Below are 14050 nucleotides of genomic sequence, written 5' to 3'. Positions count from 1 at the left end.
GCAGGGCCGTTCTTATCGGATGTCAGTGAGTACGATCCGAGTCTGGAAGCAGCACACCTTCTGGCGCAAAGCGGTCGTTGTCCGGCATGCACAAGAAAGGGATTTGATTGATGCGTGCCTCGGCAGCCTCCAGTGCGGATTGGCGCACTTGAGCCGTCATGGTTCTCGCCATCAGCGCTTCCATCGTCTTGAGGAAAAGCTGGTCATACATCGAGAGGAGTCGCACGAGACGACCAGACATGGCGTGCTTGATTTCAAGCGTGACCATCCCAGGCGGAGTCGGTGCACGTCGACCTGGAAACTTACCTGCCCATGCGAGCGCCTTCTTCATGAACGCCTCGGCAGCTCGAAACTCCGACTCTATCGCGATGAGCTTCCCTCCGCGCGCAACGGTCATCTTTGCGGCCGCGAAGTTGAAGTCGGCTCGGAGGAATTCACGCGCGAACAACGAGTAATAGGGCAGTTCCGTTTTTGCCAGCGTGTCGCCGTTGATGCGTGCGAGACGACTGTCGTTCGTCAGTCGGTTTAACGGACGAAGACCGCTCTGCGCAGCGGTCTCGTTGCCAAGCGCAGCAGTTTGCTTCGGGTCATCGTCAGGCGCTTCTAGGTCGGTAACGGCCATGGGATTTTCGGTATGTCTGTGTTCTCTCTCACATATAATTTTCATTGATTAGGCAAGAGTCGAACGGGCGAAAGCTACATGAATTTCGTGAGCTTTCGAGCGCACGCGTACGTCATTAACCCGGATACTCAACTCCATTCCCCGCGTCACCGACGCATCGACCTCGACTCCAAGCCCGGAGTCCATCTTTTTTCTGCAAGTCGTGCCCGCCTCGTGCGTTGGCATGCGCCGACCGGATAGCTACCGGTGTGGAAATCTCCCTTGTGCTGAGTGTGCTCGCTACACACTCCCCCATTTCAGCCGTGATACTCGTACCCTGTGCTGCATTCAATTGCGCCGGTACATCGTTCGAACCCGGGTTTTCGGGTGTTCTCTCTCCAGAGCCTGATCTGGGTAGAACGATCGGAGTTGGCTGTTCCGTGATTCCTGCGGCGGAAGTAATTCCGAAAAGGGCTGTTGCGCGGCGTGACCATGCTGCGCGAGAACGACTTTACGTTCTCTGACCGAGCGACACCGGCTATGCCGGCCGCTCCCTGCACGCCACGTCCCCGGAAGGGACGTGGCGCGTAGGTCTCTATATCAATTTCAAGAAGCTCGCTCCCTGACCGGAGCGGGCTTTTTTTTCGTCTGTCGCTTCCTGCGGCCGGACATTTTCTCAACGGAGGTGCTGTTCCATGCTTTTGCCCGACCGCCTCAATCAGCGTATCGCCGAGGCCATCACGCATCAAATCAATACCGAGCGCGAGCAGGCGGACACCGCGTCCCCCGTTTGGCGTGAGCGGTGCGAAGTCGCTCGAGTCGCGATGTTCAGCGACGCGGAGCGCTCTGTCTTCATTTCCCATGTAAGCGAACGTCGCGGCAGTGCGGCAGCCCGAGAGATGCAATCTCAGGCCGAATCACTGCGGACCAACGCCATCTTCTTTCTTGCAAGGAAACCCTCATGAACGCAGTTGTTCAGATGTTCGATCACGCGCCGCGCAGCCTCGTTGAAGAACGAGCTATTCGCCCGCCCACGATCGGCAAGATTCGACCCGGTATCAAGGTACTCACGCGGGCGCACCAAGCCAACGAAAAAGCGGTCAAGCTCTACAACGACATGGTCGCTGCGGGCGAGTCGTTCGAAGCCATCGGCAAGCTGCTCGAAACGTCGCTGAAGCTTCGGAACGCGCTGATTCCCAGAAACGTCGATTACTTCGTCTGTAGACGGTCCGACTTTTCCAATCCGGACACAGCCGACGAGATCCTGCGGCTGTATGGTGAGGATCGCGGTCACGGGTTGAGGCTATACCGCTTCCCGATCATGTTTGCGTTCGACGACTGGCTGCGCAATGTGCCGAACCAGATGGCCGCGTACACCACAACCGGGCGACAGTACTTCTCGGAGTACGACCGCGACGGCAAACGCTATTGCAAGACGTACGCGCCGGTCGAGCGTAACGCACGAGCACAGCGGGCCCGTCGATCCTTCGGTGGGCGGCTGGTCGTTCACCGGCAAGACGACGACATTCCCGATGGCGTCTGTGATCCTCACGTCTGTCCGCAGTATCAGGACCGGAAGTGCAACCTAACCGCTAACTTCTTGTTTGCGGTTCCCGACGTGAAGGGGCTTGGGCTGATCGAGCTGCCGACCAACTCGATCTACGTGCTGCAGAAGGCGTATTCGGCGATGCAGACCGTGGCATTGGCGCGTGGCAGGCTCACCGGCACGCGCTTTTGGCTCTCGAAGAAAGAGTTTGACATCACGCGGATTGACGATAACGGCCAGGCCGTGCGTCAGAAGCAGATGTTGACGGTGCTCGATGCCGATATCGACCTGGGCGCGCTTTTGGACGGTGCGGATGAGGCTCAATCGGCGCTCGATGCTGCCAGTCGTGCGGTGGCGCTGTTGGAGTCCGACGGGACGTTACAGTCGGTTGGCGATCCGGTCGTTCAGCCTGAGCAGGAGCAATCTGAGGCCGACCGGGCAGGCGATGGCGAGCCATCGGGCATCGACGGCGCAGCTGGTCATGACGACGACTCGCCCGACCCCGATGAGACGCTGGAAGACAAGCGTCACCGTATGTCCGACTTGCTGCATCGTCTGGGCCTAAGTCAGCCGGAGCGACAGAACGGCTTTCGCAAATACGCGCACCAGACCTACGGTCGCGGCTGGATCGAACGCATCGCTGATGTCGATGCGATGAATGTGCGTCTCAAGAACGCGCTCGATGATCCCGCCTCGCTCAACGTCGAAATTCAGGACGCGATTGCACAAGCTGCTTACGTCTAACCTTGGCCAGTCCCCTTCGGGGGCTGGCATCCTTTCTTCGTGTCACACAGCCTTTCTCGCTCGCGCATGAGAGCATTTCAGCAAGAACCGCTTGCTCAAATGCTTTCGACCGCGCTCACACGTGCGCATCGAATTCGTCCGCTTTGGCGGCCCATCTACTTGTTCGCGCGAAGGAGATCCCAATGCGTAGAGTCGGCAATTTCACGCTGTTCTTTGGCGCGGAGGACGCTTTTAGCAACTGGCATCCGTGCCGCTTTTCGTATCACGACGTCGATTTCGGCAGTGTCGAACAGTTCATGATGTTCTCCAAAGCCAAGCTGTTTGGCGACGAGGACATCGCTGAGGCTGTGCTCGCCACGCATCTGCCGAAGGAACAAAAAGCCCTCGGCCGCAAGGTCAAAGGCTTCGATCTGGAAATGTGGAAGGCGAAACGCGAGTCGATCGTCTATGTCGGATGCCGCGAGAAGTTCGCGCAGCATCCCGGCTTGCGAACGCTGTTGCTCGCGACGCCGCCGACCGAGCTTGTCGAGGCGAGTCCCCACGACACGATATGGGGCGTGGGTCTCGGTGAGCATCATCCGGACATCACGGACAAATCGAAGTGGCGTGGCCAGAACCTCCTGGGCAAGACACTGATGAAAGTCCGCGACACGCTTTCAACGTAACCCCTTTCTTAGCGCGCCCGCGCGGCGCATCGGCAAGTACTGGCTACCTTCGGGTGGCCTTTTTCATTCATAGGAGGCGATTTGAAGATCGCACATTTTTCTGACCTGCACTACGCGCCGGGCAACATCGAAGAGTCGGACCGATGCTTCGGTTTCGGCATCGACCATGCGGTGCTGGCGCATGCCGACGTGGCAGTCATCTCGGGTGATGCGACGGATCATCGTCTCGACGCACACGCGCCGTCGTTGAACCGCCTCGCACGCCGCATCAACGGTCTGAGCGGCAGCATGCCGGTCCTGATGCTGCAGGGCACGTTCTCGCATGAGCCTCCGGGTACGCTGCGCAATTTCGAGCTGATGGCCACGACGCATCAAATCTATGTTGCGGAACGCGTGCAGCAGGTAAGCCTTCACGAGGGGCGGTTCTACCCCTCAGACGGCCCGGTGTTCTCGGACGACGAGCTTCGCGAAGTCCTCGCGATTGGCGCTGACGTCGTGTTCACCTGCTTGCCCACCGTCAACAAGGGTCAACTGGCGGCTGCGGTGGGTGCCAAGGAAGCCGGTACGGGCCTCGAAGCTGTGCTCAGCAACTATTTGGTCGCCGCAGGCCGCATCAACCAGCAGCTCAGAGCGGCGGGGATACGCACTGTCGGCGTGTCGCACGGCACGGTCAACGGTTGCACGACCGAGCACGGCGTCACGATGGCGGGCTTCGATCATGAGTTCTCGCTGGGCAGCCTGTTCGAAGCCGAGTGCGACGCCTTCATGCTTGGACACATCCACAAAGCGCAGCAGTGGGAGCGAGCGGGGCGCGTCGTGGCCTATCCCGGTTCCATCGGGCGGTTCCACTACGGTGAGGAAGGCGACAAAGGCTTTCTCATGTGGAATGTCGAGGTCGGAAGCGCGCACGCCGATCTGGTCGTTACGCCTTCGCGGCAGACGATCTGCGTCGACTTTGACGGACCTCCCGACATGCAGCGCCTCGCGGCAATCGCGCTCGATGCGACCGACAAGTTCGTGCGAGTTCGTTGGCAGGTTGACGAGGAGCACAAGCAGTCAGTGGACCGTGACGCGATCGCGGCGCTGTTTGGCCATGCGGCCGAGCTGAAAGTCGAAGCTCGCATTCTTCCGGTCGTGCGATCACGCGCGCAAGGCATCAGCCTCGAAACGTCGATTGATCGGAAGCTCGAGCGCTGGTGCGAACACGCTGTTGTCGATCCGGCGCCCTTGCTTGACCGGTTGCAGTTACTGGAAACGGGGGACGCGGACGCAATTGCTGCTGGCGTGCTGGCTCGACTGAGCGATGCGGAGCCGGCGCATCCGTTGGCAAATGACGGGCTGCCCGCATTGTCGAGCATACCGGAGCCTTCGCCGGCGACTGTCCAAGAAGCTCGGAGTGACGATGTCGGCGACGCTCTACCGATGCCCGATGCGACCGTGGAATTCGTCGAGTCCGCTTCGGCAAGTGAGCTTTCGTGGCTCAACGATGATCTATTCGCGGCGTAGGTTGCCGCGCATGCAGGGGAGGCCAGCATGGCTCCTTTGCCTGAACACGCAAGCCGTGTTCCGATAGCCGACTGTCAACGTCGCTATCGAAACAGAGGTTTCACCGCGTCTTTGACGCATCGATTCGTAGTGGCAGGACCTTTCTCTAGCAGTTCATTTCTTCTTTCACCCTGGCGGGGAGCGATCCCCATCGGGGCCGCACTCCGCCCACCATAACGGAGTGCGTCATGTTTGGTCTTTATCCCGCTGGCCCAAATTGGGTTCGCACGTTCGCCTTGGGCGACTGCTCATCGCGTGATCTTCAAAAGTCGTTGGTCGATTTGGCCGGCTTTACCGCTGCGATTCAGCATCAGCCGTTCGGTCAACACCGCGGCGCGGTACTGGCACAGTCCGGTCAGACGCTGTTACTGGTCGCGACGACGCCCGGCGCGTGCGAAGTTGCAGTGACGCCCACGGTCGAAATGCAGCACCTTCTCTGGTCGTATCAGGAAGGGTATGCAAGCCAGTGGTCTGCTGCCGAAATCCGTAGCCTCACCGGGTACAGCGGCTGGTCAGAGCTTCTGACGAACGCGCGTCGCGAGTTCGGCAGAGTCTGCGACAACGTGGCGGCCGCACTAGACGGAACGCTTCAAGCGCCCAAAGCGCCGGTGCGATCTGTGTCGTCCGTCGTGATGAACGAGCCGTTTCCCAACGAGGACGACGACGCGTTCTACTCGCAGATGGCAGCGATGTCCGCCTCAATGAGCGTGTCGGAGGACCTGTCATGCGGCCTCTGAAATTGACACTGGAAGGCTTCGTCGGCGTGCGCGATGGCATGAAGCGCGAAAGCGTCACGCTGGATTTGGAGACGTTGCCGGATGGTCTGATCGCCTTGACCGGCCCTAACGGGGCGGGCAAGACGACGATCATGGACAACTTGCACCCATATCCAATCATGCCGTCGCGAGCGTCGAAGCTGTCGGTCGACGCCTTCTCGTACTGGGATCACATCTGTGGCACCAGTGCGTTGAAGGAACTCGAATGGGAGCATGACGGCATTCGCTATCGCTCGTCCTTCACGTTTCGCAAGCCCGGCAAGACAGGCAAGGCGGAGTACTACCTGGCCTATCGCGGCGTCGACGGTAGGTGGCGCCCGGTGTCGCTGCCAGACGGAACGGTGTCGGACGGCAAGGCGGAGTCGTATAACCGCTGCGTCGAGGCGATCAACGGTTCGTTGGAAACGTTCTTCACGAGCGTGTTCTCGGCTCAGAACCGGCGGCCGCTCGCGTCCTACGGCGCGGGCGAGATCAAGACGCTGCTCGCCGAACTCCTTGGCATCGACCACCTGAAGGCGTTGTCGGCGAAAGCCGGTGAGGTCGCGAAGGTGCTCAGCAAGTCGCTCGAAGGCATCCAGTCTGAGCTTGGTGCGCTCGCCGGAAAGCGGCAACGTAAAGCAGACGCTGAGCAGTCGATCGTCGCGCAGGGCAACACCTTGCGTACCGCTCGAGAGCAACGCGACGCCGCGCTGGAGCATGCGAGCAAGCTGACTCAAGAGCGGGCGACCCTTGCGGCCAAGCAGAGCGAATCGGCCACGACCGAAGCGCGCCTGCGAGAACTGGGCGTGCGCCGCAACGAGTTGGGGCGTGCCCTGAAAAGCGCGGCCGACGACGAGCAAGCAGCGGCGGTTCGTTGCCAGCAGCGCGTTTCCGTGCTGAGTCGAACCGTGGCCACGCACCAAGCAACGCTGGCTCGCCGAGAGGCGATCCTCGGTGCGGCGGCGAAGCGCGAGGAGGCCGAGTTGGCGATTGCGCGCGAGGAAGCGAGGTTCGCTCCCCTACAGCGCGACATTGCCGATTTGGAGGTCAAACGTGCGACGTTGACGACGCTCGATGCAACGCTTACCAGCTTGATGAACCAGGGCACGACGAAAGCCGCGCACTTCGACACGTTGAGCAAGCAGGCAGCGGTGGCGGGGCAGGTACCGTGTGTCGGTAATTCGATGCACGCGCAATGTCCGCTGCTCGCGCAAGCCTTTCAAGCGAAAGAGCAAGCGGAGTTGCAGCGCGTTTCGGTGGCAAATCTTCGCGCGGAGTATCGCGAGAAGAAGGCGCAGGCCGAAGCCTTGGCTCGCGTGCCGGCCGAGTTGGCGGCAAAGCGCGTCGAAATGCTCGCCATCACCGATGCGGCGGCGCAGCTTCGCCGTGCACTGCAGGCGGCGGCTGAGCTTGCTGCGACGAAGCCATTGCTGGATGCCGCCGTATCGGGACTCGAAGCGGCGCAAGCTGAGTTGCGTTCGATCGCCGAGGAAAGTGCCGCACGTACCGCAAAGTACCAGTCTGAGAAGACGCGTATTGAAGCGGAGCTTGCTCGCATTACCGAGGAGGTCGGACGACTCGCTTCGGTCGACGTTACAGCAGCGATTGCGACGCTTGACCGCGACATCGCGGCGAACCGCGAGACCGTTGCTGCATTGGACGGTCGGATCGAGCAATCGATCCGCGCGCAGAGTGTGTTGCAGGCCGAAGCGGAAGCGCTGGCGATGGAGTTGGAGAAGTTCTCGGCCACGCAGTCGCGCGCCGATCGCCTCTCCGATGAAATCGCGCGGTGGAAGCTGCTGGCTAAGGGCTTGGGCAACGACGGCGTGATCGCGTTGACCATCGATGACGCGGGTCCGGCGCTGACGCATACCGTCAACGAGCTGCTGCTCGCTTGCTACGGTATGCGCTTCACGGTGGAGATCCGCACGCAGCGCACGCTCGCAAGCGGCGATCTGCGCGAGGGCTTCGAGATCCTGGTTCACGACGCCGAGTCCGACAGCAGCAAGTCGGTCTCCGTCATGTCCGGCGGTCAGAAGGTCTGGATTAACGAGTGCCTCACACGGGGCATCGCGCTCTATCACGCGCAGAACACCGGTCAGCCGTATCAGACCTTGTTCAGCGACGAGTCAGACGGCCCGCTCGATCCCGAGCGCAAAGTGCAGTTCATGCGTATGAAGCGGGAGGTGTTGCGCCAGGGTGGGTATCAGCGGGAGTTCTTCATCTCGCAGACGCCCGACCTCGTCGCAGAGGCCGACGCAGTCATCGACGTTCAGGCGCTTGCCGCCTGATTCTTTATCAACCCTTGTGGGGAGTCGCCCCCACAAGGGGCGCTTCTCGTCTTTCCGACCCTTTGCTCGCGCCTTCCGGCGCTATCCCTATGGCAAATCTTTTGATGCTGCTGCTCGCGGCAGCCGGTAGTCCGTCCACTTCGAACACGGTGCCTCACCGGCCGCCTGCGCAGCAAGCTGCACCGGCTACTGCCCAGTCGCAGCCGCCGCGCCCGCCGTACTTGCGTCGCGCATCTGCGTTCGATAACGGCCGTTTGCGTCGCATCTGATAGCGGCAACTTTTTTTCCACTTCTTGACTGGAGCCTTCCATGGCCTATTCCTGCACTGATTTCGTTGACGACGTACTGAACGACATGGTGATCCGAAGCTGGATCAAACCCGAGCAGTACGAGCCCGACGACCCACAAGCCCAATGCAATGCGGTGGTCGTCGCGATTGCCGACGCTGACGTGTCGCTGCGCCTCGCTGCTGACGCAAAGCAGTTCAATGCGGAACTGCTGGATGCCGTCGAAACGCTGACCGGCATCGCTGAACAGCACGGCGCGCTCGCCCTCGCGAACGTCGTCTATCTCCAGGCGGCCATCTTGAAGGGCGGGGTGATCGAGCTCACGCGCGACGAAGCGGAGAACTTCACTTTTGTTAGAGACCTGCCTTCGGGCGGTCGCTGGTGGCAAAGCATCAAGCTGATCGAGTAAGTGGCACAGACCGACGTCAAACTTTTTTATCAACCCTTGCGGGCAAGCGGCCCGCTGGGGTCGCTCCGCATTCTCTTTTGTCGAGTGTTCTCATGTTTGAAGCAGCCAAGCTGGGCGCATCGCCCCAGCGGTTTCCCAACCTCGAAGCGGCAATTAGCTATATCGCAGGAACCGCGACGCACGCGGGTGAAGTTCGCCCGTGGGTCCGCAACGTCGATACGAAGGTTTTCCTGATCATCGGTGGCAGAGTGCAACCCCAAAACGGGGTTAACCAATGACGCCGCCGTGGCTGGAGCAATACGCCAGCGGCCAGAAGACCGGCTACGCGCAAGCCTTCATGGCGTACGCCGAGTACTACGCAGTCGATGGATCTGTTGACGATGACCCGGAAATCGAAGAGCGGATCGCCATGCATCGGCAGCCGCTCGTCGGTTACGCGAGCCGCACGGGCACCCGCCGCAACCTCGCCGCACTCAAGGGCGCAGACTGGCGCTTGTTGGTCTCGGCTAAGGGGGAGTTGCGTACCGAGGGCTTCGATCGCTACGCATTGGATAACGGCGCTTGGACCGCGTTCCAGCAGGGCCTGCCCTTCGATGAGCACGCGTTTACTGTTGCTGTCGAACGGCTTGGCGAGCGGGCCGATTGGCTTGTCCTTCCGGACATCGTCATGGGTGGCGTGGCCTCGCTCGACTACTCGCTGAAATGGCTGGAACGACTTCGCGGGATGCCGTGCCGGATGCTGATCGCAGTTCAGAACGGTATGCAGGTCGAAGATATCGCCTCGTTGCTGTCGCCTGCTGTGGGCATCTTCATTGGCGGTTCGACAGAGTGGAAAGAGCAGACGGCGCACGTGTGGGGTTCGCTCGCTCGACGCCGCCACTGCTACCTGCACGTCGGTCGCGTGAACTCGGCGCGGCGCATCCGCATCTGCGCGGCCGCCGGTGCGGACAGTTTCGACGGTACCAGCGTGAGCCGGTATGCGAAGTCGCTTCCGCGGCTGGATCGAGCAACACGGCAAGCAGACATGTTTGCCGCAGCACACGACGGTCTGGAAGAGGCGCAACGAGCGACGGCTGACCTTTTGATTTGAATTAGACCATTAACCCTTTCGGGAGCGCATCCCGTTAGGGTCGCTCCTATTCTTTTGGAGCGAGCAAGATGGAACAGGAAATTGTATCGAAGATGGAAGCCGCGATCGGCGTCATGCAGCGATACATCGAACTTGGGCATAGCCTCAGCTGCGCCTATTCGGGCGGCAAGGACAGCACGTGTGCTCTGGTGTTGATGGTTGAGGCGATTCGCCGTGCTGGCGGCACGACGTTCACCCACCATGTTCAGTCGGTCGACACTACGATAGAGAATCCGACGATCGCAAACTTCTTGCACTCAGTGTTGGACGAGCTGCAGTTGTATATCGAAGCGTCGGCCTTGCCAGTGCAAACCCATGTCACGACGCCTTCTTTGGCAAGCCAGTTCGTCGTCTCGACGATAGGGCGGGGAACGTTGGCGCGCACGCCAGAGAACGGTGTGCGAGACGGTAGGCGGACCCGACCATGTGCGGATACTTGGAAGGTACGCCCGGGAGGTCGACTTCGAACATTGCTCGAACGCCAGGCGGCAGATGACGGCGCTCGCGAAGTCATAACGGTGTTGGGCCTGCGCAGGGATGAAAGTGCCTCACGTGCGGTGGCAATGACCGAGCGACGCGATAACGCCGATCATCCGGTGAGAAGCAGAACTGGGGCGCTCACACTTAGCCCGTTAAGCGAATGGTCCTCCGATGATGTTTGGACGATGCTCGCGCTGCTGGCGGATGCTCACAGCCTGCCGTTTCCATCGCCGTTGATGCCGCGCACGATACATCGCCTGTCCGAAATTTATCGCGCAGGGAACGGTGGAACGTGTGGTGTCGTGGTGGGCGACTCAGGGGTTAGGGCTTCTTGTGGCAGTCGTTTTGTTATCTGTCTGCACTCGATGTGTGGCTATTCTCTCTCATTTGGCGGCGGAAACAATATTGTCAAGTTCGTGTGTCTATATGGCTGGTATGGCCAAAAGACCTCGACCGTTCTCTAAATCGGGCGCTACAACCGTTCAGACGCCTACCACGCGGGCCCTGACCGTCGCTGCGCTTCCCAACGACCCCGTCAGCCTGGCGGCGCGTCGGGAAGCGCGCACTCGCCTGCCAGAATTCAGCGCGGTCGACCTCGTGATGCAGTACGAGACACATAATCCGCGGAAACCAGTCTTCAGCCGCGATCTTTCGGCGCTCGCCGACGCCTATCCGCACCATCGCTTCCTGATCCAGCAGTTGCTCGTCGGCGTCAGCCTGCACTTCGCGCTGAAGCCCCGCGCGTTCCAGTCCTACCAATCGTCGCATCTCGGTATCGAGAACTTCATCGCGTTTCTTAACAGCGACGAGCCGCTGCAAAGCGTTCCCACTAACGTGGCAGACCTCAGCTATGCCACCGGCCGTCTTTTTCACGCGTGGCTGATGCGAAAGCATTCCGGTAGGGCGAGCAACCGCAAACTGTATAGCTACCTTCGTAACGCCATTCTTGCCCTCCAGAAGAAGCATGGCGGATCTCCCGTTGTCGGACCGGTGATCGAGTGGCCGCCAGGCCCGCGCGCGACCGAACAAGTATCCGAAAGCTATCCGGGAGCTACGCTCAACGCTTTGGTTGGCGCCTGCCTCGAAGATATCAAGTACGTCATTGACAAGATGTCGTCATTCCTTGCGCAGCTTGGCCGAGCTGCGCCGTTTGTGGATAACGACGGCGTACTGGTCAATGTTCGCTCAAGCCGGTACCGGGCAAAATCTTCCTTAACATCCGTTGAGTCGGAATGGCGCGCGATGGCCACGGCGTACAACATTCATCCGACTTGGCCGCTTGGCATGCCACTTGAGGAAGCGACAATGACCTTCTCCATGGAGGAGCAGCGCGCCATGTATCAAGGGATGCAATCCGCCCATGGGCGTGCGCGCCGGGCGATCCAGGCGATGTCTTTCGGCCCGCAGGGTAAAGAGATGAGCCACGGCCAGAACGCCTATTTCAGCCACTTCGCCTTCTCGGCCGCATCGCTCTATCCATTTATCCTCTTCGTGCAGATCAATACCGGGTGGAACCTGGAATCCGTGCTGTCGCTCAGCCTGCCGCTCGACAGCCATATTGAGTCTGACCTCGTGGATGAACATTACTGCATCATCTACAGCAGCAAGCAACGAACGGGGAAAGCGGTGTCGCACCGAACAAACAGAAAGTCGCCCTACGGTGTTTATCGGGTACTAAGGTTTGTCGAGAAGATGGTCACTCGACACTCGTCCTCGCCGCACTTCCTGCCCGGCCAGCTTTGGCAATTCCTGCCGGTCAAGAATCTGTGGATGAAGACGGGGACCATGCTTACCAGCGTCACAAGCGGTGCGATCCCGCTGTACAGTGCTACATTCCTCACGCGCCATGCCATCCCGGTGCACACCGATGCCAGGAGGCCAGTCCTTGAATCCCGTCGCCTGCGTACCACGGTGCAGACTGCGCGGCGACGGCAAGGCTTGAGCATCGATCAGATGCAGGGACTGCAAGGCCACGCCGACGTTGACACGACGTCCGTCCATTACGACGACGATGTCGGTGCGACAGAACTTAAGAATCAGCAGATCAGGAAGTTGCAGGAGCGGCACGTCGCGGACTTTCGCAGCTACCATGCACGGCTTGCGCAGAGTGCGACCCTGCAAGAACTACGGGAAGCTGTGCGAGGCACCCGCCACGTTAGGCAACAGCATCTGCGCCTTGGGCGCGCGGACGATCCGTTGCACCTCACTCAAGATCAGGTCACTCACCTGATGTCTCCTGTCGGCCAGACCTACATTGCGGCATGCACAGACGCCTTGGCACCCACCTGGCCGGGCGCAGAAAAATTTGTTAGCGCTGGCGAGCGTTGCCGATTCTTCAACCGTTGCTCGATGTGTGACAGGGCGCTCATCTTCAAGGAAGCGTTACCATGGGTGGCACGCCGAATCCGTGACCTCGATGACCTGCGCTTGATTATTCCGGCGCCGGAGTGAGCCATCAATTACGAGGATGAGCGTGTCGGCTGGCAATGGGTGCTGGACAACTGGAGCAATCGTGCGGAGGTCGCTGATGGTGTGGCCTTGGCGAGGACCGACGCGTACATTCTGCCGCGCATAATGCGAGGTGCCGCATGAGCAAACGGATGTTCTGGGATGAAGGCATCGAAGCTGCGGTCAGGGATCTGGGAGATTCGCTGATCCAGGAGGATGCCGAAGAGGATGCGCTGCTGGCGCAAGCCGGTCCCGACGCTGCTGGCTATTTCGTTGATGGCGACGAAGACGATGAGCATGAGGATGTGCCTGCCGGCCTCATCTCGTTGGCCGACATCCCCGTCGAAGAATGGGATTCCATTGCGGTTTCTCCGCTAAGCAAGTTCGGCGATGGCCTTTGGAATTTTACATGTTACCCACATGTCGTGGCCAAGGGCGCTAGGCTCAATTTTGATTACGTGAACGCGCTTGACTTCAACCTAACGACGCAACGCTTCGTTCATTGGTTGCGCATTTCCAAGGCGTTGCTCTTTTATCAAATCCCTCATTTCGCGGTGTCTGTGTGGATTCGCTCGTATGGGAGCATGGCCAGTCGCAAGACCCGACTGGCGAGGCTATTCCAGTTGTTCAATGAGGAATCTCTGTATCTCGGACCGCCAGGCGACACCGGGTTCAGGACGATCAACGATCTGTCGGTCGAGACTGTCCTGGCTTTCATCGAAAATCTGCCGACATCTGGTGCCAAGTGGGAAATCGCGTGGACGCTCCGGTATTGGAGAAAGCTTTCTGTCTCCTGCATGTTGCCACCGCAATATGCCATCCATGACAAGTACGTCGACAAGGCGACGGTTGGGCGCTATCGGGAAGCCTACGACAATGCATCGACCCCATTCAGCCCGATTCCACTCGACGACTATGCTGAAGTCGTGGTCCATTGTCTGCGTTGGGTCAATGACTACGGCGACGATGTTCTTTGGGTGTTCCGAACGTTCTTCCGGTCCGTGGTGGGCCAACAGGCGCAACAGGCGAACCTGCGTCCGGATAGCCTATCGCTGAATTCGCGCGAAGGACTGTAGATAGCGTCAAGCAGCATGGCCGGTTTACCGACAATCATCTTGGCCGGTCGACCGGGATGATTGTCGGTAGTTAT

General features: G+C 59.9%; 13 protein-coding genes. 12 read left to right on the top strand and 1 reads right to left on the bottom strand.

The features are described 5' to 3' along the window. Positions 1-22 precede the first annotated feature (22 nt). On the bottom strand, positions 23-622 hold the full coding sequence (locus AWB77_RS30605) for a hypothetical protein (protein ID WP_061138239.1): 600 nt from the start codon (positions 620-622) through the stop codon (positions 23-25). A gap of 674 nt (positions 623-1296) precedes the next feature. Here AWB77_RS30605 and AWB77_RS30600 point away from each other — a divergent pair. The 12 genes from AWB77_RS30600 (at position 1297) to AWB77_RS30545 (ending at position 13976) form a co-directional block, all read left to right on the top strand. Beyond that, complete coding sequence (locus tag AWB77_RS30600; RefSeq protein WP_061138238.1) at positions 1297-1566, top strand: DUF7696 family protein; 270 nt, start codon at positions 1297-1299, stop codon at positions 1564-1566. Next, on the top strand, positions 1563-2891 hold the full coding sequence (locus AWB77_RS30595; protein ID WP_061138237.1) for a recombination directionality factor: 1329 nt from the start codon (positions 1563-1565) through the stop codon (positions 2889-2891). The genes AWB77_RS30600 and AWB77_RS30595 overlap by 4 nt, the downstream gene beginning before the upstream one ends. 182 nt (positions 2892-3073) lie before the next feature. Next, positions 3074-3556: a riboflavin biosynthesis intermediates N-glycosidase gene (gene ybiA / locus AWB77_RS30590; protein WP_061138236.1), complete on the top strand. Its 483-nt coding sequence runs from the start codon at positions 3074-3076 to the stop codon at positions 3554-3556. Between the two features lie 81 nt (positions 3557-3637). Next, positions 3638-5062, top strand: a complete 1425-nt coding sequence (locus AWB77_RS30585; RefSeq protein WP_061138235.1) for a metallophosphoesterase family protein — start codon at positions 3638-3640, stop codon at positions 5060-5062. A 227-nt stretch (positions 5063-5289) separates the two neighbouring features. Next, complete coding sequence (locus AWB77_RS30580) at positions 5290-5838, top strand: hypothetical protein (RefSeq protein WP_061138234.1); 549 nt, start codon at positions 5290-5292, stop codon at positions 5836-5838. Next, entirely contained in the window at positions 5826-8147 is a 2322-nt protein-coding gene (locus tag AWB77_RS30575) for a nuclease SbcCD subunit C (RefSeq protein WP_061138233.1), read from the top strand. Before AWB77_RS30580 ends, AWB77_RS30575 begins: the two co-directional genes overlap by 13 nt. A 309-nt stretch (positions 8148-8456) precedes the next feature. After that, on the top strand, positions 8457-8843 hold the full coding sequence (locus tag AWB77_RS30570) for a hypothetical protein (protein ID WP_157694949.1): 387 nt from the start codon (positions 8457-8459) through the stop codon (positions 8841-8843). A 92-nt stretch (positions 8844-8935) separates the two neighbouring features. Beyond that, positions 8936-9121: a hypothetical protein gene (locus AWB77_RS30565; RefSeq protein ID WP_061138231.1), complete on the top strand. Its 186-nt coding sequence runs from the start codon at positions 8936-8938 to the stop codon at positions 9119-9121. Beyond that, a complete protein-coding gene (locus AWB77_RS30560; protein WP_061138230.1) occupies positions 9118-9933 on the top strand; it encodes a hypothetical protein in 816 nt (271 codons plus the stop codon). Before AWB77_RS30565 ends, AWB77_RS30560 begins: the two co-directional genes overlap by 4 nt. Positions 9934-10001: 68 nt before the next feature. Further along, positions 10002-10916, top strand: coding sequence for a phosphoadenosine phosphosulfate reductase domain-containing protein (locus tag AWB77_RS30555; protein WP_244158709.1), 915 nt, complete (start codon positions 10002-10004; stop codon positions 10914-10916). Next, complete coding sequence (locus AWB77_RS30550) at positions 10888-12903, top strand: hypothetical protein (protein WP_157694948.1); 2016 nt, start codon at positions 10888-10890, stop codon at positions 12901-12903. Before AWB77_RS30555 ends, AWB77_RS30550 begins: the two co-directional genes overlap by 29 nt. 137 nt (positions 12904-13040) lie before the next feature. Next, entirely contained in the window at positions 13041-13976 is a 936-nt protein-coding gene (locus AWB77_RS30545; RefSeq protein ID WP_061138228.1) for a hypothetical protein, read from the top strand. Positions 13977-14050: the final 74 nt, after the last annotated feature.

This window comes from Caballeronia fortuita, from assembly GCF_001544835.2.
Classification (GTDB): domain Bacteria; phylum Pseudomonadota; class Gammaproteobacteria; order Burkholderiales; family Burkholderiaceae; genus Caballeronia; species Caballeronia fortuita.
This window is presented reverse-complemented; position numbering and strand designations above follow the sequence as displayed.